This window comes from Streptomyces chartreusis (assembly GCF_008704715.1).
GTDB lineage: Bacteria > Actinomycetota > Actinomycetes > Streptomycetales > Streptomycetaceae > Streptomyces > Streptomyces chartreusis.
This window is the reverse complement of the sequence record NZ_CP023689.1, coordinates 2,097,547-2,121,327: the sequence shown is the minus strand read 5'-3', so window position 1 is coordinate 2,121,327 and position 23,781 is coordinate 2,097,547. Positions and strand designations below refer to the sequence as shown.

Here is a 23,781-nt window from a genome sequence, read left to right as displayed (position 1 = left end):
CGAATTCCGCCTAGGCTGCTGCCTTGGTCAACTCACGGTTGACCGGGAGTCAGGGGACTCCGGGGGCTCAAGGGGATGGGGGCAGCGGGCCGATGAGCAGTGCGACCGAGGTGTTCGAGCCGCTTCGGGGCGACGATCCGCCCGTGGTGGCGGGCTACAGGCTCGCCGCCCGGCTCGGCGCGGGCGGCATGGGCCGGGTCTATCTGTCGCACACGCAGGGCGGCAGACCGGTGGCGATCAAGGTGGTCCGGCCGGAACTGGCCGACGACCATGACTTCCGGCGGCGTTTCCGCCGGGAGGTGGAGGCGGCCCGCCGGGTGCGGGGCGCGTACACCGCCGAACTGATCGACGCCGACGCGGAGGGCACTCCGCCCTGGCTGGCCACGCTGTACGTGCCGGGTCCCTCCTTGGCGCAAGCGGTCTCCTGGCGCGGACCGCTGCCGGTGCCGGCGGTGCTGTGGCTGATGGCGGGGGTCGCCGAGGCGCTCCAGGCCATTCACGGCGCGGGCATCGTGCACCGGGACCTGAAGCCGTCGAACGTGCTGCTGGCCGCCGACGGGCCACGGGTCATCGACTTCGGCATCTCGCTGGCGGCGGACGCCACCTTCCGCACGGCCACGGGCTCGGCCGTCGGCACACCCCAGTTCATGGCTCCCGAGCAGGCGCTCGCGGGTGACGTCACCGAGGCGACCGACGTCTTCGCACTCGGCCAGACGGCGGCCTTCGCGGCCCTGGGCCGGGCGCTGTACGGGGAGGGCCCCGCGGCCACCGTCCTCTACCGCATCGTCCACGAGCGGCCCGACCTGTCCGCGCTGCCCGAGCAGTTGCGCCCGCTGATCGCGCGCTGCCTGGCCGCCGACGCGGCGGAGCGGGCCACCCTCGCGGAGGTCGTCGAATGGTGCCGGGGCCGGCTGGGGAGCGACGCCGACGCGGGCGCGGGACCGGCCGTGTGGCGGGAGGTGACAGGACCGGAGGTGAGCGTTCCGTCGCCGGTGCCCGACCTCGCCCGGGTGGGTCCGTCCCCGGTGCCCGACCCGACCCGGGTGCTGCACCAGGCGCCGCTGGTGGTCACGCGACCGCAGCCGCAGCCCGCGGGGCCGGAGGAGCGGCGGGCCCGCAGACGGCGTACGGCGCTGATCACGGCGTCGGCGGTGACGGTGGTGGCGTTGCTGACCGGCCTGGTGTGGACGCTCCCGGACGCGCGGGACCGGTTCCGCGACTGGGTGTCCGGCGGGTCGGCCACACCCGGCCCGAACGGGTCCACCCGGTCGTCGGAGTCCTCCGAGGCGTCCGGGCGGGCCTCGGACAAGGACACCGACGCCGGGACACCGAAGGACGCGAAGCCCTCGCCTTCCCCGACGGCGCCCGCCTCGCCCGGACCCATCGCGAACAGCCCTCTGTGGCTGGACGCGAAGACTTCCCTGAGCTTCACGAAGCCGTTCCAGCGCCGGGACCGCAAGGGAGACATCCGCTTCGACTGCAAGGACGCCGGGTGTTCGCTGGACAGCGACACCAGCGTCTTCGTCCAGATCTTCGACGACACCGGGGCCAAGGTCTCTCTCGACGAGTGCCGGCTGCTCCTCGCCAGTGCCGACAGACACCGCTGGCCGCTCGCCGCGGCGGCGAACGGCAGCCAGATCTGCGTCAAGCACTCCTCCGGTGACATCGCGCTGCTCGTGCTCCAGCAGAAGGCGACCGCGCTGCAGGACCTGGCCTTCCTCCAGCTGGACATGACTATCTGGCGGAAGGCGGCCTAGGGCCCGTCGCGTCTCAGCGCCCGGCGAGTGCTGCTCGGCAGGGCCGGGCGGCGGGGAGGCGGCCGGTGAAGAAGGAGCGGGGTGGCACTCCCATCAGGGTGCGGAAGTCGGTCGTCATGTGGGACTGGTCGTAGTAGCCGGTCGTCGCGGCGAGTTGGGCCCAGGGCACGTCGTCGGCCTGGGCCAGCACCGCGCGTACGCGGTTGATGCGGGCGTAGTGCTTGGGGGAGAGGCCGACGCCCTCGGCGAAGAGATTGCGCAACTGGCGCTCGCTGACGGCGAGTTCGCGCGCCACGTCCCGCACCGGCCCGGGTACACGGCCGGTCCGCATCGACAGGGCGTCCGCACCGGCCGTCACCAGCGCGGTGCGGGAGCGGTCCGCGGCGCCGGACAGATCGGGGAACGACCGGGCCAGGTGCGGCACGACCTCCTCGGGCTCCAGGTCCCGCAGTTCACGGGCCAGGCGGCGGGCGGGAGCGGCGGCCAGCTCGTCGAGGGGCACCATCCGGCCCACGAGATCGACCGCCGGGACGCCGAGCAGGGGGCGGGTGGTGCCGGGTGCGAGCCGCATCTCCAGGCAGGAGGCGAACCGTTTGCCGTGGTGGTACGAGGCGCGGGTGCGCGGGCCGACGACCAGGGTGCTGCGGTGGCCGTTCTCACCGACCCGGAACACCACAGTCGTCGCGGTGTCCGGGAGCTGGACGTACGGCTCCGCCGACCCGGTCCCCACCGACACGGAACCGATGCCCGTGACCCAGGGGCGCAGCGCCTCCGGCGTGGGCAGGACCTGTCGGGAGAAGGTGTTCGTCACCCCTCCACCGTATGCCCGGCACCCGGCAGTCCGGGCCGGCGAACCGTGCCGGAATTTCCAAGAGTCCGGCGCCGCCCGGGGCCCACCGTGGTGGACATGATCCTTGTTACGGGTGCCACCGGCACCATCGGCAGTGAAGTCGTACGGCAGCTCGCGGCGCGTGGGGAGAAGGTGCGCGCCCTGACCCGGGACCCGGCGGCGGCCCGGGTGCCCACGGGCGTCGAAGCCGTGCCCGGGCATCCCGGGGACCGGGCCTCGGTCGAGGGCGCGATGGCGGGCGTGACAGCGGCCTTCCTGGTCGGCGTGTTCGGCCCGGACGACGCCGAGCAGGACCGGGGCCTGGTCGAGGCGGCGCGGGCGGCCGGGGTGCGGCGCATCGTGAAGCTCTCCTCGATCGGGACCGGGGATCCGCGGCTGGCCGGGTTCGGCCGCTGGCACCTGCCCGGCGAGGAGGCGGTGCGGGGGAGCGGCCTCGAATGGACCGTGCTGCGCCCCTCCTCCTTCGCCTCCAACACGCTGGCTTGGGCGGACGCCGTCCGCGAGGGCACCCCGGCGCCCAATCCGATGGGAGAGGGAAAACAGGGGGTGGTCGACCCCCGGGACGTGGCCGAGGTCGCCGTGCGCACGCTGCTCGAACCCGGCCACACCGGGCGCACCTACACCCTGACCGGCCCCGGGACCATCAGCGCGAGCGGCCAGGCCGCTGTCCTCGGCGAGATCCTGGGCCGCCCGGTGACACTCCTCTCGCCGACCGCCGACCAGCGCCGAGAGCAGTTGCTCGGGGCGGGCCTGGGCGCCGACTACGCGGACAGCCTCATGGCGGGCGCCCGCTTCATCGAGGAAGGCGGCAACGCCGTCGTCACCGACGACGTACCGGAGGTCCTGGGGCGGCCGGCTCGGAGCTACCGGGAGTGGGCCGAGGACCACCGGACGGCCTTCGGGGCGGAGTGAGCACGGCGCGGGGGCGCCGGACCACTTGGGTTCGACGCCCCCCGCCAGGTCGGGCAAGCCCTGCCCGAGCGCCCTGAGTGTCGGCCCCCGCCCGAACGCCCTCAGCACCAGCCCTTGCCCGAACGCCCTCAGCATCAGCCCCTCCCCGAACGCCCTCAGTCCTTCCGCCCCCGCAGCACAACCGCCGCCACCGCCAGTGCCGCCAGCGCGATCCCCGTCGCCACCCGGAACGCCAGCTGGTACCCCTCGGCCGTGGCGGCCACCGAGCCCGCACCGTCGGCCAGCAGCCCCTCCGTCCGGCTCGCCGCCAGTACCGACAGCACCGCCAGGCCCAGTGAACCGCCCACCACCTGCGTGGTGTTGAAGAGGCCGGACGCCAGCCCGGCGTCCTCCTCCCGGGCCCCCGACATCGCCAGCCCGGTCAGTGCCGGCATCGCCGCGGCGAAGCCGGTGGCGAGGAGGAGCAGGGGAGGCAGGACGTCCGTGACGTACGAGCCGTCGACCGGCGCGCGGCTCAGCAGCGCCATGCCCGCGACGATGAGCAGCAGCCCGGCGAGCAGCACCCGGTACGCGCCGAACCGGCCGACGGTACGGGCCGACAGGCCCAGCATCAGCACCCCGATCGCGATCGGCGCCGGCAGGAAGGCCGTGCCGGTGAGCAACTCGCCGTAGCCCAGGACGCGTTGGAGATAGAGCGCGCCGATGAACTGGAAGCCGTACATCGTAGCGATCATCAGGATCTGCACGGCGTTCGCGCCGCTGAGCACCCGGGAGCCGAACAGCCGCAGCCGCAGCAGCGGACGCGCGGCCCGGGCCTGGCGGAGCGTGAACGCCACGAACAGGGTCACGGCGAGGGCGGCCAGCAGCAGGGTCGGGGCGAGGCCGCGGTCGCCCGCGCCGACGATGACGTACACCGTGAGCATCAGCGCGCCCGTGACCAGCGCCGCGCCCGGGTAGTCGGCGCCCCTGCCGAGCCTGGCGCCGCGGTCCGGCTCCAGTACGCGGATCGCCGCGAGCCAGGCCACGACGCCGATCGGCAGGTTGATCAGGAAGATCCAGTGCCAGTTCAGGGCCTCGGTCAGTGCCCCGCCGAGAAACGTGCCGAGCGCCCCGCCCGCCGCGCCGACCGCGCTGAACACCGCGATGGCGCGGGCCTGTTCACGCGGTTCGGGGAAAAGGGCGACCAGCATGCCGAGCACCACCGCCGAGGTCATCGCCCCGCCCACGCCCTGCAACGCCCGCGCCGCGACCAGCACGCTCTGCCCGGTCGCCACCCCGCACAGCACGGATGCCGCGGTGAACACGGCCAGGCCCGCCGTGAACATGCGCTTGCGGCCGATCAGATCGCCGAGCCGGCCCACCAGCAACAGCAGCCCGCCGAAAGGGATGAGATACGCGTTGACGACCCAGGCCAGCCCCGACGCCGAGAAACCGAGGTCGCTCTGGATGGCCGGCATGGCGACCGTGACGATATTGCCGTCCAGGATCGTCATCAGCGTCCCCGCGCAGAGCACGACGAGGGACGCCCGGCGGGAGTGGGTTCGCTGCGTTCGGCGCGGTGTCCGCGTCCGGGACTCGACGAGGGCCATGACGGCGCTGCCTCCGGGTTCTCCATAGGTACACGACTTGTAACGGGGTACATCGTGAGTGACCATGGAGGCCGGCGTAAGGAGGCAGTCCGATGTCCCAGAGGAACACCGGTGTGACCGTGCAGGCAGTGAACGCGCAGGCGTGCCCGGTCCGGGAAGTTCTTGACAGGGTCTCCGGGAAATGGAGCGTCCAGATCCTCGTCGCGGCAGCCCACGGGCCGATCCGCTTCACGGAGTTGGAGCGCGGCATCGAGGGCATCAGCCGCCGGATGCTGACCCTCACCCTGCGCAATCTGGAACGCGACGGCCTCGTCACCCGCACCGTGCACCCGACGGTGCCGCCGAAGGTGGAGTACGAACTGACGCCGGTGGCCCGGGAGTTGCACGAGACCCTGCAACGCCTGACCGCCTGGGCCGAGCGGAACAGGGTCTACATCGCCGAGTCACGCGCGGCCTACGACGTCGAGCACGACAAGGAGCAGGTGTGACTACAGCCCGAACATGCTCGGGTCCGACGACAGCTCCTTGAAGACCTCGTCGGGGCGGGCCACCAGCTTGCGTTCCTGGAGGTCCAGCAGGCCGCCGACCGCGGTGAGTTCGGCGGCCACCGTGCCGTCCGTCTTGCGCACGAGCTGCTGGATGCGGAACGTCTTGCCGCCGGACCACTCGAAGGCGCACGTGATGTCGATCTCGTCACCGGCTATCAGCTCGCGTTTGTAGCGGATCGTCGTCTCCAGGGCGACGGGACCCACGCCCTTGCCGATGAGCCCCGTCTGGGTGATGCCCGCGGCCTGGAGCAGTGACCAGCGGGCGTGCTCGGCGTAGTTGATGTACACGCTCTGGTTGACGTGCCCCTGGGTATCGGTCTCGTAGCCGCGGACGGTGACCCGGACGGAAAACTGCTCGCTCACTGCTTCCCCTTCTCGCCTTCGGTGCTGAGTGCACCGATCTTGGCACGCACGTCATGCCCGTCGTGGGGACGCCAGCAGATAGCGCGCTCTGCCACGCGGCTCGGTGTGCTCGCCGACCTGCCAGCCCGCCTCTTCCAGTGTGGCCGCGCAGGCCCGCAGCCGCGCGCCGTCGCTCTCGTGCACGGCGACGGCCTCCGGCTGCGGGGTCGCCCGCACCCGGTACCCCTCCTCGGGGTCCGGCCCGGCCGGCGGGTGGCCGGCCGCCTCCAGCGCGAGCGCGGCGGCCTGCACGAGGTGCGTGCGCTCCCAGGCGCAGGGCCGGTCCAGGGCTCCGTCCGGGTTGGTCATCCGGCGCAGCTCCAGCAGGCCCTGCCAGGCCCCGCGGACCTCGCGCAGCCGGGCCGGGCCCGACGGCGGGGCATCTGCCTCACCACCGATCCGCGCGGCGAACACGCCCCTCGCACCGGTCGCCTCGGCCGGTGCGGGCGCCGGCTCCGCGGCCTCCCGTATCCGGTGCCCCGCCGGTGTCAGGAAGTGATCGTGCGGCGGGCGCGGGTGCCGGAAGGCCAGGCCCCGCTTCACCAGGGCCGCGAGCTGTGTCTCCGTGCCCCTGAGCCGTCCCGTGTCGGGATCGGCGGCGTCGATGACACGCCGCTGGGCCGCGGTCGGTGGTCTGGTCACGGCGTGCTCCTCCCCGGGGCGCTCGGGCACCGCCCCGCCTGTCGGCGAAGCGGAGACCTCATCTGCTGGGAAGGCTACGGCCCGGGTCTGACATTCCACCCCGAGATCACCGGCCGCCCGTGTTCGGTGCTCAGCCGGCACACCGTCCCCGTGGCCAGCTGGAACAGTGCCCCGTCCGCGGCCGGCAGCCCGAGCCGCCGGGCCGTGAGCACGCGCAGGAAGTGCCCGTGCGCCACGAGCACCACGCAGCCCTCGGTGTTCGCGAACGCGGCGTCCACCTTGGCCAGCATCCGGTCGGCACGCTCCCCGACCTGCTCGGGGGTCTCCCCGGGATGGTCCGGTGGCCCCGGCGCGACACCGTCCCGGAACAGGAACCAGCCGGGCCGCTCGGCCTGGATCTCGACGGTCGTGATGCCCTCGTAGCCGCCGTAGTCCCACTCCCGCAGATCGGTGTCGACCCGCGTGCCGTGCAGCCCGATCAGCTCGGCCGTCTCCCGTGCCCGCTGCGCCGGGCTGACGAACGACGCCCCGATCCGGTGCGAGCGGATCAGCGGCACGAGCCGCCGCGCCTCCTCCCGCCCGTGCTCGGTGAGCGGTACGTCGGTCCAGCCGGTGTGCCGTCCGGAGCGGGACCACTCGGTCTCGCCGTGCCGGACGAGAAAGAGATCACTCATGGCCTCAGGCTAAGAGCCCAGCGCTCCAACTCCGCGAAATCCCCCTCGCGCAGCCCTCTGCGCGCGTCGACCGGGAGCAGCAGCGCGGCGCCGCCGTGGTGCGCCTCCACATGCCGTACGTCGCGGTCGGTGACCATGTCGTCGACCCAGACGAAGGGCCGTCCCGCAGCCCACGCCACCACGTGCCGGGTCTTCCAGTACAGCCCGTCGGGGTCCGCGGTGAACATCTCGGGCCACTCGATGACCGGCAGATCACGGGGCAGCCCGATGACCGGCGCGATCATCTCGTTGGCCTGGTGCTGCCAGGTGGTCGCCCACGCCAGTTCGTAGGGCAGCGCCAGCAGCCGCGCCCCGTGCTCCGGATGCAGCCGCACCCGGAGCCCGCGGCGCTGCCGCAGCGAACCCGGCCGCTGGCGCTGCGACCAGTTCGCCGGGTGCAGCCGGCGCGTGACATAGCCGCGATGGCCGAGGTACAGGGCTCGGAACGGGTTCAGGGGGCCGTCCACGTCGAGCAGCAGAAAGGGGCGGGTGGTCATGGAGGGGTCCTACCCACCCCGGGCGGTCATGTCTGCCGGTATCCGCTCAGGAATCGCCCGATCCGCCCGATCGCCGCCTCCAGGTCCTCCGCGTACGGCAGGGTCAGGATGCGGAAGTGGTCGGGCGTCGGCCAGTTGAAGCCGGTGCCCTGGACCACCTGGATCTTCTCGCGCAGCAGCAGGTCCAGGACGAACTTCTCGTCGTCGTGGATCCTGTGCACCTTGGGGTCGATGCGCGGGAAGGCGTACAGCGCGCCCTTCGGCTTCACACAGGACACGCCGGGGATCTCGTTGAGCTTCTCCCAGGCCACGTCGCGCTGTTCGCGCAGCCGGCCGCCGGGGGTCGTCAGGTCCCGGATCGACTGGCGGCCGCCGAGCGCCGCCTGGATGGCGTACTGGGCGGGCGCGTTGGCGCACAGCCGCATGGAGGCCAGCATGGTCAGGCCCTCCAGATAGTCCTTCGCGTGCTGCTTCGGACCGGTGACGACCAGCCAGCCGGAGCGGAAGCCCGCCACCCGGTACGTCTTGGACAGGCCGCAGAAGGTGAGGACGACGAGGTCGGGGGCGAGGGCGGCGACCGAGTGGTGCACGGCGTCGTCGTACAGGATCTGGTCGTAGATCTCGTCGGCGAAGACCATCAGGCCGTGCCGGCGGGCGAGGTCGAGGATGCCCTCCAGGACCTCCTTGGGGTAGACCGCGCCGGTGGGGTTGTTCGGGTTGATGATGACTACGGCCCGGGTGCGGTCCGTGATCTTGGAGGCCATGTCGTCCAGGTCCGGGTACCACTCGGACTGCTCGTCGCACAGGTAGTGCACCGCCTTGCCGCCGGCGAGCGTCGTCACCGCGGTCCACAGCGGGAAGTCCGGGGCGGGGATGAGGATCTCGTCGCCGTCCTCGAGCAGTGCCTGTACGGCCATGGAGACCAGCTCGGACACGCCGTTGCCGAGGAAGACGTCGTCGACGCCGACCGTCAGCCCGAGCGTCTGGTAGCGCTGGGCGACGGCGCGGCGGGCGGAGAGGATGCCGCGGGAGTCGGTGTAGCCGTGCGCCTGGGGGAGCATCCGGATCATGTCCTGGAGGATCTCCTCCGGCGCCTCGAAGCCGAAGAGCGCGGGGTTGCCGGTGTTCAGGCGCAGCACGCTGTGGCCCGCCTCCTCCAGCGCGTTCGCGTGCTCGATGACCGGGCCGCGGATCTCGTAACAGACCTCGCTCAGCTTGCTCGACTGCCGGAACTCCATGCGCGCTCGCCCCTCCGGTTTCGTGTGTTGCTTGGTTTTACCAAGTTCGAGCTTGGAAAGTCCAACAACATGTCTAGACTGCGTCGCATGTCACCTCGCCGAAGCTACGACCAGTACTGTTCCGCCGCCCGGGCGCTCGACGCCGTCGGCGACCGCTGGACCCTGCTGATCGTCCGGGAACTGCTGGCCGGCCCGCGGCGCTACACCGACCTGCACGCCGACCTGCCCGGCGTCAGCACCGACGTCCTCGCGTCCCGGCTCAAGGACATGGAGCGGGAGGGCATCAGCACCCGGCGCCGGCTGCCGCCGCCCGGAGCCGCCTACGTCTACGAACTCACCCCGCGCGGCCGGGAGTTGCTGCCCGTGCTCCAGGCGCTCGGGGAGTGGGGCCAGGCCGAGCTCGGCGAGCGGCGGCCCACCGACGCGGTGCGCGCGCACTGGTTCGCGCTGCCGCTGCTGCGGGCGCTGGACGGGGAGGGTCTCGTCGAAGTCCGCCTGGAGGAGGGCGACTTCCATCTGCACGTCGGCGCCGAGGACGGGCCGGTCTACGGCGACGGACCCGCCCCCGGGGAGCCCGACGCGCGGCTGGTCCTGGACTCCGGGACGTGCGAGGCCGTCGCCCGCGGGGAGATGAGCGTGACCGACGCGCTACGGGGCGGTCGCATCGAGGTGACCGGCGAGGGCACGCTCGCGAAGGCGCTCAGGGAGGCGTGAACGCCCAAGGGGCCCACCGCTGGTGCGGTGAGCCCCTTGTGATGGAGTGTCAGGCTCCCGGCGGCATCCGCGACGGCCGTCCCGTGCCACGGGTCAGCGCGTAACCGCCGATGCCCGCGAGCGCGGCCAGCACACCGCCGATCGCGGTCCACACCCAGCGGTCCGACCACCAGCCGGAGGCCCAGCCGTCGTCGGGCTCGATGCTGGACAGCACCGCCGAGTCCGACGAACTCTCCTCGTCCTCCTGTGACTTCACGGCCACGCCCGGCACGAGCGGCTCCGCCAGCGACCCGTCCACGGCGGCCGAACCGCCGATGTCCTCGGAGTCGATTCGGACCTCGGCGCCGACCGGCAGACCCAGGTCGGAGGTGGGCACCTCCACGGTCGTCAGCCGGATGTAGTACGTGCCCGGCAGCGGGTCGTCGGCCCACTGCTCCGACCAGGCCCGCACGGTGCGCAGCACACAGGTCAGCTCGACCGAGGAGCTGTTCGCCGCGGCGGTGCGCGTCTGGGCGCCGTACTGGCAGGCCTGACGACGGCGCAGGCCGTCGTACACGTCGATCTGCCAGGTCTCGGCGGCGTGCGTGTCCGGCAGCTTCACCGTCGCCTTCACGGTGGGGCGCTGTCCGGCGTCGGCCGGGAACGACCAGTACAGGTAGTCGCCGGTGGAGGCGCTCGCCGTGGCCGTCCGCCCCTGCTCGACCTCGGCCGCCGTACGGAAGGAGGTGCCCGCCGTGGTCGGCGCGCCGCCCTCCTCCGAGGCGCTCGGCGACGGCGAGGAGTCGGCCGCCGCGGGACCCGCCGCCAGCCCCAGCGCCAGCAGGGCGCCGCTCAACACTCGTGTGATCCGCATCAGTTGGTCCTCCAGACCGCGAACCGCCAGCGCGACAGCCAGCCCCAGACGACACCGGCCAGGAAGCCGGTGAGGATCAGCGCGCCCAGCAGCCACCAGCCGCGCCCGAGGCCGAAGGAGGCCACGTCGCTCGACGTCGACGGTCCGTCCACGACGTCGACCGTCAGCTCCAGCGGCAGACCGGGCGTGGACTGCACGCCGGAGCCCGCGGAGAAGGACTGGGTGACCTGGAGGCACACGGTCTCGGCGGGCGCGGAGTCCTCGTCGTCGCCGTCGGCCTCGGCCTTCGGGTAGCGCAGACCGGTCGACACCACGTCCGTACGGCCGTTGCCCGCGGCCTCGCCGCGCACGATCTCCCGGCCGCGCTCGGTCACCGCCCGCAGCAGCACCCCGTAGGAGGGGTTCACGGCCCGGTCGGCCGACACGCTCACCGAGGTGCGCAGCTCCTGGCCGGGCTCGACGTCCACGCGGTACCAGCGCTGCTGCCCGAACTCCTCACGGTCGGTGTACAGACCGGACTTCAGCGTCGGCGCCTTCGCGCACCGGTCGGCGCCGGTCGTCGCGACCGGCGTCACCACCGGATCGGCCGCCCGGTCCACCAACTGGTTGACCTTGTCGGCGAGTTCGTCGGTGTGCTCGACGGAGGTGAAGGTGCCGCCGGTCGCCTCGGCGATGCAGCTGAGCTGCCGGCGCAGCTTGGTGTTGGGGACCAGGCCGAGCGTGTCGATGGTCAGGCCGATGCCCTTGGCGGCGATCTCGCGGGCCACCTCGCACGGGTCGAGCGGGGCGCAGGTGTCCTCGCCGTCGCTGATCAGCACGATGCGCTTGGAGCCCTCGCCGCCGTCGAGGTCGTCGGCGGCCTTCAGCAGCGCGGGGCCGATCGGGGTCCAGCCGGTCGGCGTCAGTGTCGCCACCGCCGTCTTGGCCTCGGTGCGGTCCAGCGGGCCGACCGGGTAGAGCTGGGCGGTGTCCTTGCAGCCCGTCCTGCGGTCGTCGCCCGGGTAGTTGGCACCGAGGGTGCGGATGCCGAGCTGGACCTCCTCGGGGGTCGCGTCCAGCACCTCGTTGAAGGCCTGCTTGGCCGCGGCCATCCGCGACTGGCCGTCGATGTCCTTCGCCCGCATCGAGCCGCTGACGTCGATCACGAGATCGACCTTCGGGGCGGTGGCGGTGGTTTCGTCGGCGACCGCCCCGGCCGGGAAGGCTATCCCGGCCGTGAGCGCGGCGAGCAGGGCACAGACCCCTGCCGCCAGCCGTTGTGTTCTGATCATCGGCGGATCCTATTGATCTCAGGTGTCCCGCTTCAAAACGAGGTCAGAACACCTCGGTGACCAGCGCATTGGGCAGCAGCGTCCACTGATCCCCCGGCGTCCCCGGCGAGAGCCGCATCAGCGTCAGCGCCTTCGTCGGCAGCGGCTGTCCACGCAGCGCCGGCACGTCCGCGGTGTCCGGCAGGTCGCCCACGACCGACTCCAGCGCCGTGCGCAACGCCGGGCCCGAGCCCGCCGTACCCGCGAGCGCGCCCGCCACCAGCGAGCCGAACAACTTGCGGCGCAGGGCCGTCACGTCGTCCGTGACGATCCGGCCGGTCAGCTCCGGCACCGGGACGCCGTGCCGGGCCAGCCGCGCCGGACCGACGCGGATGTCGGCGAGGTCGCGGTAGACCAGGCGCACCGGCGAGCCGTCCGCCGACAGCACCACGAGCAGGTTCTGTCCGTGCGCCTCCAGCGCCACGCCCAGCTCCAGCAGCCGCAATCCCACGGTCAGCGCGAGCCGCGTGAACCGCGCCAGCCACGCGGGGGACCGGGGCAGCTCCGTGGTCGCCAGCGCGGCCACCGGCACCACCCGCTCACCCGGCCCGGCGTACTCCTGCGGCGACTCGCGCACCACCGCGGCCAGATCGGGGGAGCCGGCCGTGGCCGCGCCCAGCGTGCGCGTGACGTGCAGCAGCCCGTCCATACGGGCCGCGAGCATCTCCGCGAACGACGACAGGGTGGCCGAAAGACCGATGGAGTACCCCGAGATGTCCCGCACCGACGACGTGAGCCGGGCGCTGAGCGCCGTCTTGACGTGCGGCCCACCCGGCAGCGCGAGCGTGCGCAGGGACATCAGCGGATGCGCGGCGATCCCGTCGTCGTAGGGGTCGCGGGGCCGCTTCAGGACGTGCTCGGCCTGCCACGGATGCACCGGGATCAGCAGCCGCTCGCCGTCCCGCAGGTCCCGCGGCCACGCGCCCGTCACCAGGCACTCCTCCGCCCGCACCGGCGCCGGCCCCAGCGTCACCACCGGCCGGTGCTCGGGCCCGTACGCCAACTGCTCGGCGACCGAGAAGCCGGGCCGGGAACGGCAGTTGGGGTGGAACGGATGCCCGTCCACCACCCGCTGCTCCCACTCCCACTCCGGCGACGGCCAATCTTCGGAGCGAGTCACCTGCCCGGCCCGCGACAGCGCCAACGAGGCGACGCTGTGGCCGAGTTCGGCCGCGAACGACGTCCCGTGCGCCACGGACAGCTCGCTCAGCAGCCGGGCCGGATCGTCGTACGACGTCCCGTCGAGTCGTACGTCGGTGACGTACGCGGCGGTCGCGTACGGGTCGGCATGCGGGCCGTGCAGCCGGCGGCCGTCCGAAAGACGCAGGGTCAGGCCCTCCCCGCCCCGTTCACGGCCGGCCACCCAGGGCAGCGGCTCGTACGCGAGCGCACGCCACAGCCGCGTCAGGACGGCCGACCGGGCTCCGGGGAGTTCGGCCGTGTAGCGCGTTGCGAGGTCGGGGCGCACTTCGGCCAGTTCGGCGGCGACCTCGGCCTCTGCGCTGTGAGGACGGTGCACGGGCGGGCTCCTCGGGTACGAGTAGGGCGTCGGGCAGGCGCCGACGACAGACATACTGATCGTCTTCCCACCTGAACGGACCGTAGAGACCGAGTGGATCACGTGCACCTCAACCCTCCGACCGCGGCCGACCTCGCGGACCGTGCCGACGCCCGCGCGCTCGCGCCCCTGCTCAACTGCCTGCTGCGCGAGGTGGCCGAGCCGCTCCGGGAGCCCGGGGCGGACCCGACCGGCCCGGACGGCGAGCGGCGGGTGTATCGGCTGGGCGGCACGGGCCGGCTGCTGCGGGTGCTCGGCGAGCGGCGGCCCGCCGAGCCGGAGGTGCGGGTGGACGGCGCCTGGCGGCGCGTCGGGCACACCGAGCTGGTCAAACTCGTGGCCGACGAGCTGCGCCGCCACACCGGTCAGTCCAACCACGAACTGCCCGCCGAGATGATCGACAGCCGGGACGCGGTGGCCGCGCTGCTCACGGCACGCGCGCGTGCCACGCCGCCGGACGACCGCTACCTGCGCTCCGAGCAGTCACTGCTGACCGGTCACCCCTACCACCCCGCCCCCAAGGCGCGCGGCGGCGGCCCGGTCGCCGCCTGGCTGCCCTACGCCCCCGAGGCGTACGCCCGCTTCCCGCTGACGCTGCTCGGCGTGCGCGAGGACGCGGTCGTGGAGGAGGGCGACACCACTGCCCTGGACGCCCTCGGCGAGGCCCCGCCCGGCTACCGCCTGCTTCCGGCGCACCCCTGGCAGCTGGATCTGGCAGGCCGGGAGCTCGCTGCCGCGTTCGCGGACGGGCGGCTGCTGCGGCTGGGCACGACCGATTTCGACGCCTGGCCGACGGCCGCGATCCGCACGCTGTACGCCCCCGGGCGCGACCTGTTCCTGAAGTTCAGCCTGGACGTCCGCATCACCAACGACATCCGCCGGCTGTGGCGCCACGACCTGCTGAGACTGCGCCGCACCGACACCGCCGCGGCCACCGCCCTCGCCGCGCAGGACGGCCCCGCCGCCTGGCTCGCCGACCGCGGCTACCGCACCGCCGGCTTCGCCTTCGAGGAACTCGCGGTCCTGGTCCGCGACGGGCTGCGCGGGACGGTGCTCCCGGGCGCGACACCGCTGCTCGCCGCCGGACTGGTCGAGGGCTTCGACGGCAGCCCACTGGCCGGCGCCGAGGATCCGGAGTCCTGGTGGGAGGCGTATCTGGCCCAGGTCGTCCCGCCCGCCCTCACGGCCTTCGCCGACCACGGCGTCGTCCTGGAGGCACACCTCCAGAACACCCTGGTCGCCGTCGACGCCGCCGGGACGCCGGTCCAGGCCCTGTTCCGGGACGCCGAGGGCGTCAAGCTGCTGCCGGAGGTGTCACGGGAGGCCGGCTGGGAGCGGCTGGTGTACTGCCTGGTCGTCAACCACCTCGTGGAGATCGCCGGCGCGCTCGTCGAACAGCACCCGGCCCTGGATCCCTGGCCCGCGCTCCGCCGCGAGCTGTCCCGCCACGACCTCCCCGAGATCCCGGCCCTGCTGTCGTCCCCGACCCTGCCCGGCAAGACCAACCTGCTCCTGCGCTGGACGGGCGCGGACGGCGCTGCCGCCCGCTATCTGCCCCTGCCGAACCCGCTGGCCGGGTGAGTGCGGAGAGAGGCGGCAGGCGGGCCGCACCGCCCGCCGGTCAGTACCGGATCTCCACGGCACGGCCTTCCGCGTCCAACTCCGCTATCTCCGGGACCCGTTCCGCGACTCCCCGCGCGATCCGGTCCGCCGACCAAGCCGCCGCGGCGGCGTCGAGCACGTCGTCGACCGGTACCCGGTCCGCCTCGCCGAGCACGTCCGGCAGTACGACCCCGGCCGCCGCCAGCAGCGCTCGGCGCGTGTTCTGGCCGCGCCAGGTCTTCTTCGCGAACGCCGGCGGCACCCCGCCGGCCAGGGCACGGAAGGACAGCTCCGGGTGCACCTCGTGGATCCGCTCGTCGGCCAGCCGGCACGCCCGGGCCTCCAGCAGCTTCGGAGCCAGCGCCCACGCCTGCCGGCTCAGGCGCTGCCCGGTCAGCTCCTGGCACCGGTCACCGGCCGCCACGTACTCCGACTCCAGCCACGCGGCCCGCGGCGCCACGAGGAAGACGGTGCTGCGCCGCTCCCCGAGCAGCACCCGCGCCCCCAGATCAGCGGCCCGCCAGCCCCGCTCGACCAGCCCCAGCGGCATGTCCACCGCGATCACCGAGACCTCGCCGGCCCGCTCGATCAACGCCTCCAGCCGGACGTCCACCAGGCTCCCGGCATAACCGCCGTCCGAGACCCTGATCCCGACCCAGCCCTGCTTGCCGCAGGCATCGACACCCAGGACGTCCATCGGCACTCGTTCTCCCCTGTCGGTCGCGTGCGGAAAAGGTACCCGGAGGTTGCGGGAAGACCCGGCCGTTCCGCCTGGTTAAGGTTTTCTGGATCGCACCCGGGCGGAGCTGATCCTGGAATGATGGAATGTAAGGCAAACGAGATGCGGGGCCTTGGAAGATGATGAGAGAGGTCACCGCGACCCGCTACGTCGAACCACTGCGGTCCGGCGGCTCCGTGCCCGGTGTCGTCGAGGCCGATGATCTGGGCATCTACGTCGTGAAGTTCACCGGCTCCGCGCAGGGCCGCAAGGCGCTGGTCGCCGAGGTGATCGTCGGGGAGCTGGCGCGGGCCCTGGGGCTGCGGTTCCCCGAGCTGGTCCTGGTGCACTTCGACCCGGCGGTCGCGGACAGCGAGCCGCACCAGGAGGTGCGCGAGCTGCACGCCGCGAGCGCCGGCGTCAATCTCGGCATGGACTTCCTGCCGGGCGCGCGGGACTTCACCCCGGAGGTCGCGAAGACGTTCCGCGTGGACCCGCTGGAGGCCGGCCGGATCGTCTGGCTGGACGCGCTGACCGCGAACGTCGACCGTACGGTCCACAGCTCGAACCTGATGATCTGGCCGACGTCCGGCACGGTCCCGCCGCGCCTGTGGCTGATCGACCACGGAGCGGCCCTGATCTTCCACCACCGCTGGGACGGCGCCGACCCCGAGAAGTCCTACGACTTCCGCCATCACGCCCTCGGTCACTCCACCCCGGACGTGCGTGCCGCCGACGCGGAGCTGGCCCCCCGGGTGACCGAGGAACTGCTGCGGACGATCGTGGACGAGGTGCCGGACGCCTGGCTGGCCGACGAGCCCGGACACGTGACGCCCGACGCGGCCCGCGATGCCTACGTGGAGCACCTCCACGCGCGCGTGCGGGCCTCCGCCGCCTGGCTCCCCACCGACTTCCCCACCCGGGAGGAACTCGCCGCCGAGGAGGCCCGCAGGGCGGCGAAGTCTCAAGCGGGCCGGCCGAACTGGCTCAAGCAGGTCCCCGACCTGCACGGCAAGCCGGCCGCGGAACAGGATTGGTCGGTGCACCTGGGATGAGCGGTCGTGTCGAGATCGAGTACTGCACCCAGTGCAGATGGCTGCCGCGCGCGGCCTGGCTGGCGCAGGAACTGCTCACCACCTTCGAGGCGGAGCTGTCCGAACTGGCGCTGAAGCCGGGCAAGGGCGGGATCTTCGTCGTCCGCGTGGACGGCGAGACGGTCTGGGACCGCCGGGAGCAGGGCTTCCCCGAGCCGACGGCGGTCAAGCAGGCCGTACGCGACCGAGTGGCCCCGGGAAAGTCCCTGGGCCACTCGGACAAGGCGTCGCAGGAGTAGGTCAGCCCTTGAGCTGCTCGTACGCGGGCAGCGTCAGGAAGTCCGCGTAGTCCTCGTCGAGGGAGACCTCCAGGAGCAGGTCGTGGGCCTGCTGCCAGTGCCCGGCGGCGAAGGCCTCCTCGCCGATCTCGGCGCGGATGTTCGCCAGTTCCTCGGCGGCGACCTTGCGGGCCAGCTCAGGCGTGGCGTGCTCGCCGTTCTCGAACTCGACGCCCGCGTTGATCCACTGCCAGATCTGGGAGCGGGAGATCTCGGCGGTTGCCGCGTCCTCCATGAGGTTGAAGATGGCGACCGCGCCGAGGCCGCGCAGCCAGGCCTCGATGTAGCGGATGCCGACCTGGACGGCGTTGATCAGACCCGGGTACGTCGGCCTGGCTTCCAGGGAGTCGATCGCGATGAGGTCGGCCGCCTCGACGTGGACGTCCTCGCGCAGCCGGTCCTTCTGGTTCGGCCTGTCGCCGAGGACCTTGTCGAAGGACTCCATGGCGATCGGGACAAGGTCGGGGTGGGCGACCCAGGAGCCGTCGAAGCCGTCGCCGGCCTCGCGGTCCTTGTCGGCGCGGACCTTCTCGAAGGCCACCTTGTTGACCTCGGCGTCCCGGCGGGACGGGATGAACGCGGCCATGCCGCCGATCGCGTGCGCGCCGCGCTTGTGGCAGGTGCGGACGAGGAGTTCGGTGTAGGCCCGCATGAACGGGGCCGTCATCGTGACCGCGTTGCGGTCCGGCAGGACGAACTTGGCGCCGCCGTCACGGAAGTTCTTGACGATGGAGAACAGGTAGTCCCAGCGGCCGGCGTTCAACCCCGAGGCGTGGTCGCGCAGTTCGTGGAGGATCTCCTCCATCTCGTACGCCGCCGTGATCGTCTCGATCAGGACGGTCGCGCGGACGGTGCCCTGCGGGATGCCGACGTAGTCCTGCGCGAAGACGAACACGTCGTTCCAGAGGCGGGCCTCCAGGTGCGACTCCGTCTTCGGCAGGTAGAAGTACGGGCCCTTGCCGAGGTCGAGCAGGCGCTGGGCGTTGTGGAAGAAGTACAGCCCGAAGTCGACGAGGGCGCCGGGCACCGGCACGCCGTCGACCTGGAGATGACGCTCGTTCAGATGCCAGCCGCGCGGGCGCATGACGACGGTCGCGAGCTCCTCGGCGTCCTTGAGGGCGTACGACTTGCCGGACCGCTCGTCGGTGAAGTCGATGTTCCGGGTGTAGGCGTCGCTCAGGTTGACCTGGCCGAGGACGACGTTCTCCCAGGTGGGCGCGGAGGCGTCCTCGAAGTCGGCGAGCCAGACCCTGGCGCCCGAGTTGAGGGCGTTGATGGTCATCTTGCGGTCGGTGGGGCCGGTGATCTCGACCCGGCGGTCCTGGAGCGCGGGCGGGCACGGGGCCACCCGCCAGGAGTCGTCTGCGCGGATCGCTGCGGTCTCCGGGAGGAAGTCGAGCGAGGAGGTGCGGGCGATCTCGGCGCGGCGCTCGGCGCGGCGGGCGAGGAGTTCATCACGCCGGGGCGTGAACCGGCGGTGCAGCTCGGCCACGAAGGCGAGGGCCGGCTCCGTGAGGACCTCCTCCTGCCGCGGCAGGGGCTCGGCGTCGACGATGGCCAGCGGGGACGGCGCTGGTGCGGACATGAGCTGTCACTTCCTTCAGCGAGCTACGTGGACGAGCAGTCGAGCTTCTGGCACCGGGTGCCAGTCTTCCCGGATACGGCTAGCGGCGCCCGTGGAGCGGTCAGGCGCTTCTGAACAGTGGATACTAGTTTCCTCATGGTGGAAGTTCAATGGTTTGTTGATGTCGAGATTCTCTGAGTCGAGGCAAGGTGGCGCTCGGTGCCACCCCGCTCACTCAAGGTGGCTCAGGTCGGCCTCCGTGTCGATGTCGTACGGCTGAGCCACGTCCCCGCACTCGACGAGCCTGATCGACCCCCGGTGCTCCTTGAGATAGGCGCGTGCTCCCTGATCGCCGGTCGCGGTCGCCGCGATACCGGCCCAGTGGGCCGCGCCGAACAGGACCGGATGCCCGCGTACCCCGTCGTAGGCGGCCGAGACCAGTGACGTCTCGTCCTCGTACGCGGCGAGCACCCGCGCCACGGCCTCCGGGCCGATGCCGGGCTGGTCGACCAGCGAGACGAGCGCCGCCCGCGCGCCCGTGCCGGCCAGCGAATCGAGCCCGGCGCGCAGCGAGGACCCCATCCCGTCGGCCCAGTCCGGGTTCTCCACCAGTACGCAGTCACCTAGCTCCGCCTGCTCCCGTACAGCGGCGGCCCGCGCCCCCAGCACCACGTGCACACGGGTGAGGCCGGCCGTGCGCAGGACTCCGGCGGCGTGCTCGACGAGCGGCCGGCCGCGGTGCGGGAGCAGGGCCTTGGGCCGTCCGCCGAGGCGTCGTCCGCCGCCGGCCGCGAGGAGCAGACCGGCGACCGGAGGCGCTTGTTTCTCAGTCATGCGTCCTGCATACCTGACACCCGCGCGAGCGCCCCGACTCCCAACGACTGAATTTCCGTCCGCGTGGTGGCGCTTGGGCAAGGGGTGGCGTTTACTGACCGGCATCCCCGGCGCCCGAGCTACGCCAGGGGTGCTCGGCGGAATTGCGCGAAGGCTGGCGCACAACGGCGTGCGAGGGGGAGCTTTGTTGCGGAGCTTGGGGCAGAGGCCGGTGACGGGCAGCGACGAGGACTCGAGGGTGGCGGAACTGCGGACGGCCGTGTCCCGTCTGCGCCGCGAACTCGCCGCGCATCCCGCGGAGTTCCCGGACCGGGCCATCGCCGAGGACGAACTCGCCGCACTGGCCGCGATGGCGGTCACAGGGGCACCGGAGACTCCCCGACTACGAAGGTCCCTGCTGCTGATCGCGGGTGCGATCGGCTCGGTGAGCGCCCTGTCCCCGGGTCTCACCCAAGTTCGCGACGCGGTCGAGATGTTCGGCGAACCGCGTCGCTGACTTTGGGTGTCAGGTCTGGTTCTGGGTGGCCAGGGCCTCGGACAGTTCGTGGGCGACCTGCTGGAGCACCGGGATGATCTTCTCCGTCGCCGCCTCGGTGACCCGGCCGGCCGGGCCGGAGATCGAGATCGCCGCCGCGGTGGGGGAGTCGGGCACGGAGACCGCCAGGCAGCGGACCCCGACCTCCTGCTCGTTGTCGTCGACCGCGTAGCCGGTGCGCCGCACGTCCTCCAGCGCCGCGAGGAATCCGTCCGGGGTGGTGATCGTCTTCTCCGTGGCGGCCGGCATCCCGGTACGGGACAGCAGCGCCCGTACCTCCTCCGGCGGGAAGGAGGCGAGCAGTGCCTTGCCGACGCCGGTGGAGTGCGGCAGTACACGCCTGCCGACCTCGGTGAACATGCGCATCGAGTGCTTGGACGGCACCTGGGCGACGTAGACGATCTCGTCGCCGTCGAGCAGGGCCATGTTCGCCGTCTCACCGGTCTCCTCGACCAGTCGGGCGAGGTAGGGGCGGGCCCAGGTGCCAAGGAGGCGGGAGGCCGACTCGCCGAGGCGGATCAGGCGGGGGCCGAGGGCGTAGCGGCGGTTGGGCTGCTGGCGGACGTATCCGCAGGCCACGAGCGTGCGCATCAGGCGGTGGATGGTCGGCAGCGGCAGCCCGCTGCTCGCGGACAGCTCGCTCAGGCCCACCTCGCCGCCCGCGTCCGCCATCCGCTCGAGCAGGTCGAAGGCGCGCTCGAGGGACTGGACGCCGCCGCCGTTGGACTTGGCGGTGTCGGTGGTGCTGGCGCTGGACGTCGGCACGGCGCGTTCCTTTCGGGACCGGTGGAAGGGCTGAAGCCTACCCGTCGGTCGGTTGACTCCCTGGTTGTACGTAGCTACGTTCTGCTTGATGGAATTGTAATTCCGCTTTGTGGAAACGTCCAGAGAGTGTCGCACGGGTGCACTGTGGAGAAGTGTGCCCTTGACGGCACCGGAACGGGAGTGAAGACTCCTTCAACAGAACGTTGAATTCCGCTGAGCGGAAGTCAAGGGGCGGCAGAGAGGGGTCCGGGTGTCCGACGCTGAACTGGTGCTGCGCTCGACGCGCGTCATCACCCCGGAGGGGACACGGGCCGCCTCGGTCGCGGTCTCCGCCGGCAAGATCACGGCCGTACTCGGCCACGACGCCGAAGTCCCGTCCGGCGCCCGGCTGGTGGACCTCGGCGACGACGTCCTGCTGCCCGGCCTGGTCGACACGCACGTGCACGTCAACGATCCCGGGCGCACCGAGTGGGAGGGCTTCTGGACCGCCACGCGCGCCGCGGCGGCCGGTGGCATCACCACCCTCGTCGACATGCCGCTCAACTCCCTGCCGCCGACCACGACGGTCGACAACCTCCGTACGAAGCAGGAGGTCGCCGCCGACAAGGCGCACATCGACGTCGGCTTCTGGGGCGGCGCCCTGCCCGACAACGTCAAGGACCTGCGCCCGCTGCACGAGGCCGGCGTCTTCGGCTTCAAGGCGTTCCTGTCGCCGTCCGGCGTGGAGGAGTTCCCGCATCTCGACCAGGACCGGCTCGCCCGGTCCCTGGCGGAGATCACCTCCTTCGGCGGCCTGCTGATCGTGCACGCCGAGGATCCCCACCACCTCGACGCCGCCCCGCAGCACGGCGGCCCCAGGTACGCAGACTTCCTCGCCTCGCGCCCGCGCGACGCCGAGGACACCGCGATCGCCCAGCTGATCGCGCAGGCGAAGCGGCTCCACGCGCGTGTGCACGTGCTCCACCTCTCCTCCAGCGACGCGCTGCCGCTGATCGCCGAGGCAAAGCGGGACGGCGTACGGATCACCGTCGAGACCTGCCCGCACTACCTCACCCTGACCGCCGAGGAAGTCCCGGACGGCGCCAGCGAGTTCAAGTGCTGCCCGCCGATCCGTGAGTCCGCCAACCAGGACCTGCTGTGGCAGGCGCTGGCCGACGGCACCGTCGACTGCGTGGTGACCGACCACTCGCCCTCCACGGCGGACCTGAAGACCGACGACTTCGCCACCGCCTGGGGCGGCATCTCCGGGCTCCAGCTGAGCCTGGCGGCCGTCTGGACCGAGGCCCGCAGGCGCGGGCACGGCCTGGAGGACGTGGTGCGCTGGATGTCCGCACGGACGGCACAGCTCGTCGGACTGGACCAGAAGGGCGCCATCGAGGCCGGCCGCGACGCCGACTTCGCGGTCCTCGCACCCGACGAGACCTTCACCGTGGACCCGGCCGCCCTCCAGCACCGCAACCGCGTGACGGCGTACGCCGGCAAGACCCTGTACGGCGTCGTGAAGTCCACCTGGCTGCGCGGCGAACGCATCGTCGCGGACGGCGAGTTCACCGACCCGAAGGGGCGACTCCTCACCCGGACCGACTGATTCCCACCCATCGATCTCGAAAGGCAGACCTGATCACCGTGACGGCGATACCCAGCTTCACCGGCGACGCGAACCCCTACGGCGGCGGCGACCCGTACGCGGACTACCGCACCGCCGACTTCCCGTTCACCCAGTACGCCAACCTCGCCGACCGCCGGCTGGGCGCCGGAGTCATCGCCGCCAACGACGAGTTCTTCGCCCAGCGGGAGAACCTGCTGGTGCCCGAGCGGGCCGAGTTCGACCCCGAGCACTTCGGGCACAAGGGCAAGATCATGGACGGCTGGGAGACGCGGCGCCGCCGAGGTGCCTCCTCCGAGCACCCGTGGCCGACGGCCGAGGACCACGACTGGGCGCTGGTGCGCCTCGGGGCGCCCGGCGTGATCCGCGGGATCGTCGTCGACACGGCCCACTTCCGCGGCAACTACCCGCAGGCGGTGTCCGTCGAGGGCGCGTCCGTACCGGGTTCGCCGTCCCCCGAGGAACTGCTCGGCGACGACGTCAAGTGGACGACCCTGGTCCCGCGCACGCCGATCGGCGGACACGCGGCGAACGGCTTCGCCGTCCTGGCCGAGCAGCGCTTCACCCACCTGCGGGTCAACCAGCACCCGGACGGCGGCATCGCCCGCCTGCGCGTGCACGGTGAGGTCGTGCCCGACCCCGAGTGGCTGTCGGTGCTTGGCACCTTCGACGTGGTCGCCCTGGAGAACGGCGGCCAGGTCGAGAATGCCTCCAACCTGTTCTACTCGCCCGCCACGAACACCATCCAGCCGGGGCGCTCCCGCAAGATGGACGACGGCTGGGAGACCCGCCGGCGCCGCGACCGGGGCAACGACTGGATCAGCTACCGGCTGGTGGCGCAGTCCTTGATCAGGGCCGTCGAGATCGACACGGCGTACCTGAAGGGCAACAGCGCCGGCTGGGCGTCGGTGTCGGTGAAGGACGGCGAGGACGGCGAGTGGACGGAGATCCTGCCCCGCACCCGCCTCCAGCCCGACACCAACCACCGCTTCGTCCTGCCGACCCCGGCCGTCGGCACGCACGCGCGCGTGGACATCTTCCCGGACGGCGGCATCTCCCGCCTGCGCCTGCACGGCTCCCTGACCGAGCAGGGCACGGCAGGGCTCGCGGCACGCCACCAGGAACTGGGCGGCTGATTCCGTAGGGCGCGCACGGGCCGTACGGCAGCGGCGCGCCCGAAACCCGTGGGGCGCACCGGCCGG

Annotated in this window: 24 protein-coding genes; 10 read left to right on the top strand and 14 right to left on the bottom strand. The window is 72.3% G+C overall.

What is annotated here, in order from left to right; translation table 11 throughout:
* Positions 1-92 precede the first annotated feature (92 nt).
* Positions 93-1,757: a serine/threonine-protein kinase gene (locus tag CP983_RS08860; protein WP_150499197.1), complete on the top strand. Its 1,665-nt coding sequence runs from the start codon at positions 93-95 to the stop codon at positions 1,755-1,757.
* A 13-nt stretch (positions 1,758-1,770) separates the two neighbouring features.
* Here the strand turns inward: CP983_RS08860 and CP983_RS08855 are convergent, their stop codons facing one another.
* Positions 1,771-2,568 (bottom strand): helix-turn-helix domain-containing protein, encoded by a 798-nt coding sequence (locus CP983_RS08855; protein ID WP_150499196.1) that lies wholly within the window; start codon positions 2,566-2,568, stop codon positions 1,771-1,773.
* 96 nt (positions 2,569-2,664) lie between these two features.
* Between CP983_RS08855 and CP983_RS08850 the strand changes: the two genes are divergently transcribed.
* Positions 2,665-3,519 carry an SDR family oxidoreductase gene (locus CP983_RS08850; protein ID WP_150499195.1) on the top strand — a complete coding sequence of 285 codons (855 nt, stop codon included), beginning with the start codon at positions 2,665-2,667 and terminating at the stop codon, positions 3,517-3,519.
* A 155-nt stretch (positions 3,520-3,674) separates the two neighbouring features.
* Here the strand turns inward: CP983_RS08850 and CP983_RS08845 are convergent, their stop codons facing one another.
* On the bottom strand, positions 3,675-5,108 hold the full coding sequence (locus CP983_RS08845; RefSeq protein WP_150499194.1) for an MFS transporter: 1,434 nt from the start codon (positions 5,106-5,108) through the stop codon (positions 3,675-3,677).
* A 92-nt stretch (positions 5,109-5,200) separates the two neighbouring features.
* On the opposite strand from CP983_RS08845, the gene CP983_RS08840 reads away from it, so the two are divergent.
* A complete protein-coding gene (locus CP983_RS08840; protein WP_150499193.1) occupies positions 5,201-5,596 on the top strand; it encodes a winged helix-turn-helix transcriptional regulator in 396 nt (131 codons plus the stop codon).
* Here CP983_RS08840 and CP983_RS08835 read toward each other — a convergent pair whose 3' ends face one another.
* From CP983_RS08835 to CP983_RS08815, 5 genes are all read right to left on the bottom strand, one after another.
* Positions 5,597-6,019 carry an acyl-CoA thioesterase gene (locus CP983_RS08835; protein WP_150499192.1) on the bottom strand — a complete coding sequence of 141 codons (423 nt, stop codon included), beginning with the start codon at positions 6,017-6,019 and terminating at the stop codon, positions 5,597-5,599.
* A gap of 51 nt (positions 6,020-6,070) precedes the next feature.
* Complete coding sequence (locus CP983_RS08830) at positions 6,071-6,700, bottom strand: hypothetical protein (protein WP_150499191.1); 630 nt, start codon at positions 6,698-6,700, stop codon at positions 6,071-6,073.
* Positions 6,701-6,774: 74 nt separating this feature from the next.
* Entirely contained in the window at positions 6,775-7,374 is a 600-nt protein-coding gene (locus tag CP983_RS08825) for a histidine phosphatase family protein (RefSeq protein ID WP_107907886.1), read from the bottom strand.
* Entirely contained in the window at positions 7,371-7,910 is a 540-nt protein-coding gene (locus CP983_RS08820) for an HAD domain-containing protein (RefSeq protein ID WP_150499190.1), read from the bottom strand. The genes CP983_RS08825 and CP983_RS08820 overlap by 4 nt, the downstream gene beginning before the upstream one ends.
* Positions 7,911-7,936: 26 nt before the next feature.
* The gene (locus tag CP983_RS08815) at positions 7,937-9,148 is read right to left on the bottom strand and encodes a pyridoxal phosphate-dependent aminotransferase (RefSeq protein ID WP_107907887.1); all 1,212 of its coding nucleotides are present in this window, start codon (positions 9,146-9,148) and stop codon (positions 7,937-7,939) included.
* 87 nt (positions 9,149-9,235) lie between these two features.
* Here CP983_RS08815 and CP983_RS08810 point away from each other — a divergent pair, with 87 nt between their 5' ends.
* Positions 9,236-9,862, top strand: a complete 627-nt coding sequence (locus CP983_RS08810) for a winged helix-turn-helix transcriptional regulator (RefSeq protein WP_150499189.1) — start codon at positions 9,236-9,238, stop codon at positions 9,860-9,862.
* A gap of 49 nt (positions 9,863-9,911) precedes the next feature.
* Here CP983_RS08810 and CP983_RS08805 read toward each other — a convergent pair whose 3' ends face one another.
* From CP983_RS08805 to CP983_RS08795, 3 genes are read right to left on the bottom strand one after another with little or no spacing between them, the layout of a single operon-like run.
* Positions 9,912-10,715, bottom strand: coding sequence for a hypothetical protein (locus CP983_RS08805; RefSeq protein ID WP_150499188.1), 804 nt, complete (start codon positions 10,713-10,715; stop codon positions 9,912-9,914).
* On the bottom strand, positions 10,715-11,986 hold the full coding sequence (locus CP983_RS08800; RefSeq protein ID WP_150499187.1) for a VWA domain-containing protein: 1,272 nt from the start codon (positions 11,984-11,986) through the stop codon (positions 10,715-10,717). Before CP983_RS08800 ends, CP983_RS08805 begins: the two co-directional genes overlap by 1 nt.
* A gap of 43 nt (positions 11,987-12,029) precedes the next feature.
* Entirely contained in the window at positions 12,030-13,544 is a 1,515-nt protein-coding gene (locus tag CP983_RS08795) for an IucA/IucC family protein (RefSeq protein ID WP_150499186.1), read from the bottom strand.
* 102 nt (positions 13,545-13,646) lie between these two features.
* Here CP983_RS08795 and CP983_RS08790 point away from each other — a divergent pair, with 102 nt between their 5' ends.
* Complete coding sequence (locus tag CP983_RS08790) at positions 13,647-15,164, top strand: IucA/IucC family protein (RefSeq protein WP_373309791.1); 1,518 nt, start codon at positions 13,647-13,649, stop codon at positions 15,162-15,164.
* 40 nt (positions 15,165-15,204) lie between these two features.
* On the opposite strand, the gene CP983_RS08785 is transcribed toward CP983_RS08790, so the two are convergent.
* Positions 15,205-15,882 carry a DUF429 domain-containing protein gene (locus CP983_RS08785; RefSeq protein WP_150499184.1) on the bottom strand — a complete coding sequence of 226 codons (678 nt, stop codon included), beginning with the start codon at positions 15,880-15,882 and terminating at the stop codon, positions 15,205-15,207.
* Positions 15,883-16,043: 161 nt separating this feature from the next.
* On the opposite strand from CP983_RS08785, the gene CP983_RS08780 reads away from it, so the two are divergent.
* A complete protein-coding gene (locus CP983_RS08780) occupies positions 16,044-16,958 on the top strand; it encodes a HipA family kinase (RefSeq protein WP_150499183.1) in 915 nt (304 codons plus the stop codon).
* Entirely contained in the window at positions 16,955-17,236 is a 282-nt protein-coding gene (locus CP983_RS08775) for an Rdx family protein (RefSeq protein WP_126901106.1), read from the top strand. The genes CP983_RS08780 and CP983_RS08775 overlap by 4 nt, the downstream gene beginning before the upstream one ends.
* A gap of 1 nt (position 17,237) precedes the next feature.
* Here the strand turns inward: CP983_RS08775 and aceB are convergent, their stop codons facing one another.
* Positions 17,238-18,860 carry a malate synthase A gene (gene aceB / locus CP983_RS08770; protein WP_150499182.1) on the bottom strand — a complete coding sequence of 541 codons (1,623 nt, stop codon included), beginning with the start codon at positions 18,858-18,860 and terminating at the stop codon, positions 17,238-17,240.
* A gap of 210 nt (positions 18,861-19,070) precedes the next feature.
* Complete coding sequence (locus CP983_RS08765) at positions 19,071-19,673, bottom strand: nucleotidyltransferase family protein (protein ID WP_150499181.1); 603 nt, start codon at positions 19,671-19,673, stop codon at positions 19,071-19,073.
* A 211-nt stretch (positions 19,674-19,884) separates the two neighbouring features.
* Here CP983_RS08765 and CP983_RS08760 point away from each other — a divergent pair, with 211 nt between their 5' ends.
* On the top strand, positions 19,885-20,169 hold the full coding sequence (locus tag CP983_RS08760; RefSeq protein ID WP_030954509.1) for a DUF5955 family protein: 285 nt from the start codon (positions 19,885-19,887) through the stop codon (positions 20,167-20,169).
* A gap of 9 nt (positions 20,170-20,178) precedes the next feature.
* Here the strand turns inward: CP983_RS08760 and CP983_RS08755 are convergent, their stop codons facing one another.
* Positions 20,179-20,973: an IclR family transcriptional regulator gene (locus CP983_RS08755; protein ID WP_107907896.1), complete on the bottom strand. Its 795-nt coding sequence runs from the start codon at positions 20,971-20,973 to the stop codon at positions 20,179-20,181.
* Positions 20,974-21,223: 250 nt separating this feature from the next.
* On the opposite strand from CP983_RS08755, the gene allB reads away from it, so the two are divergent.
* Both allB and alc read left to right on the top strand, forming a co-directional pair.
* Positions 21,224-22,561 (top strand): allantoinase AllB, encoded by a 1,338-nt coding sequence (gene allB / locus CP983_RS08750; RefSeq protein WP_107907897.1) that lies wholly within the window; start codon positions 21,224-21,226, stop codon positions 22,559-22,561.
* 38 nt (positions 22,562-22,599) lie between these two features.
* Positions 22,600-23,715 (top strand): allantoicase, encoded by a 1,116-nt coding sequence (alc, locus tag CP983_RS08745; protein ID WP_150499180.1) that lies wholly within the window; start codon positions 22,600-22,602, stop codon positions 23,713-23,715.
* Positions 23,716-23,781 lie beyond the last annotated feature (66 nt).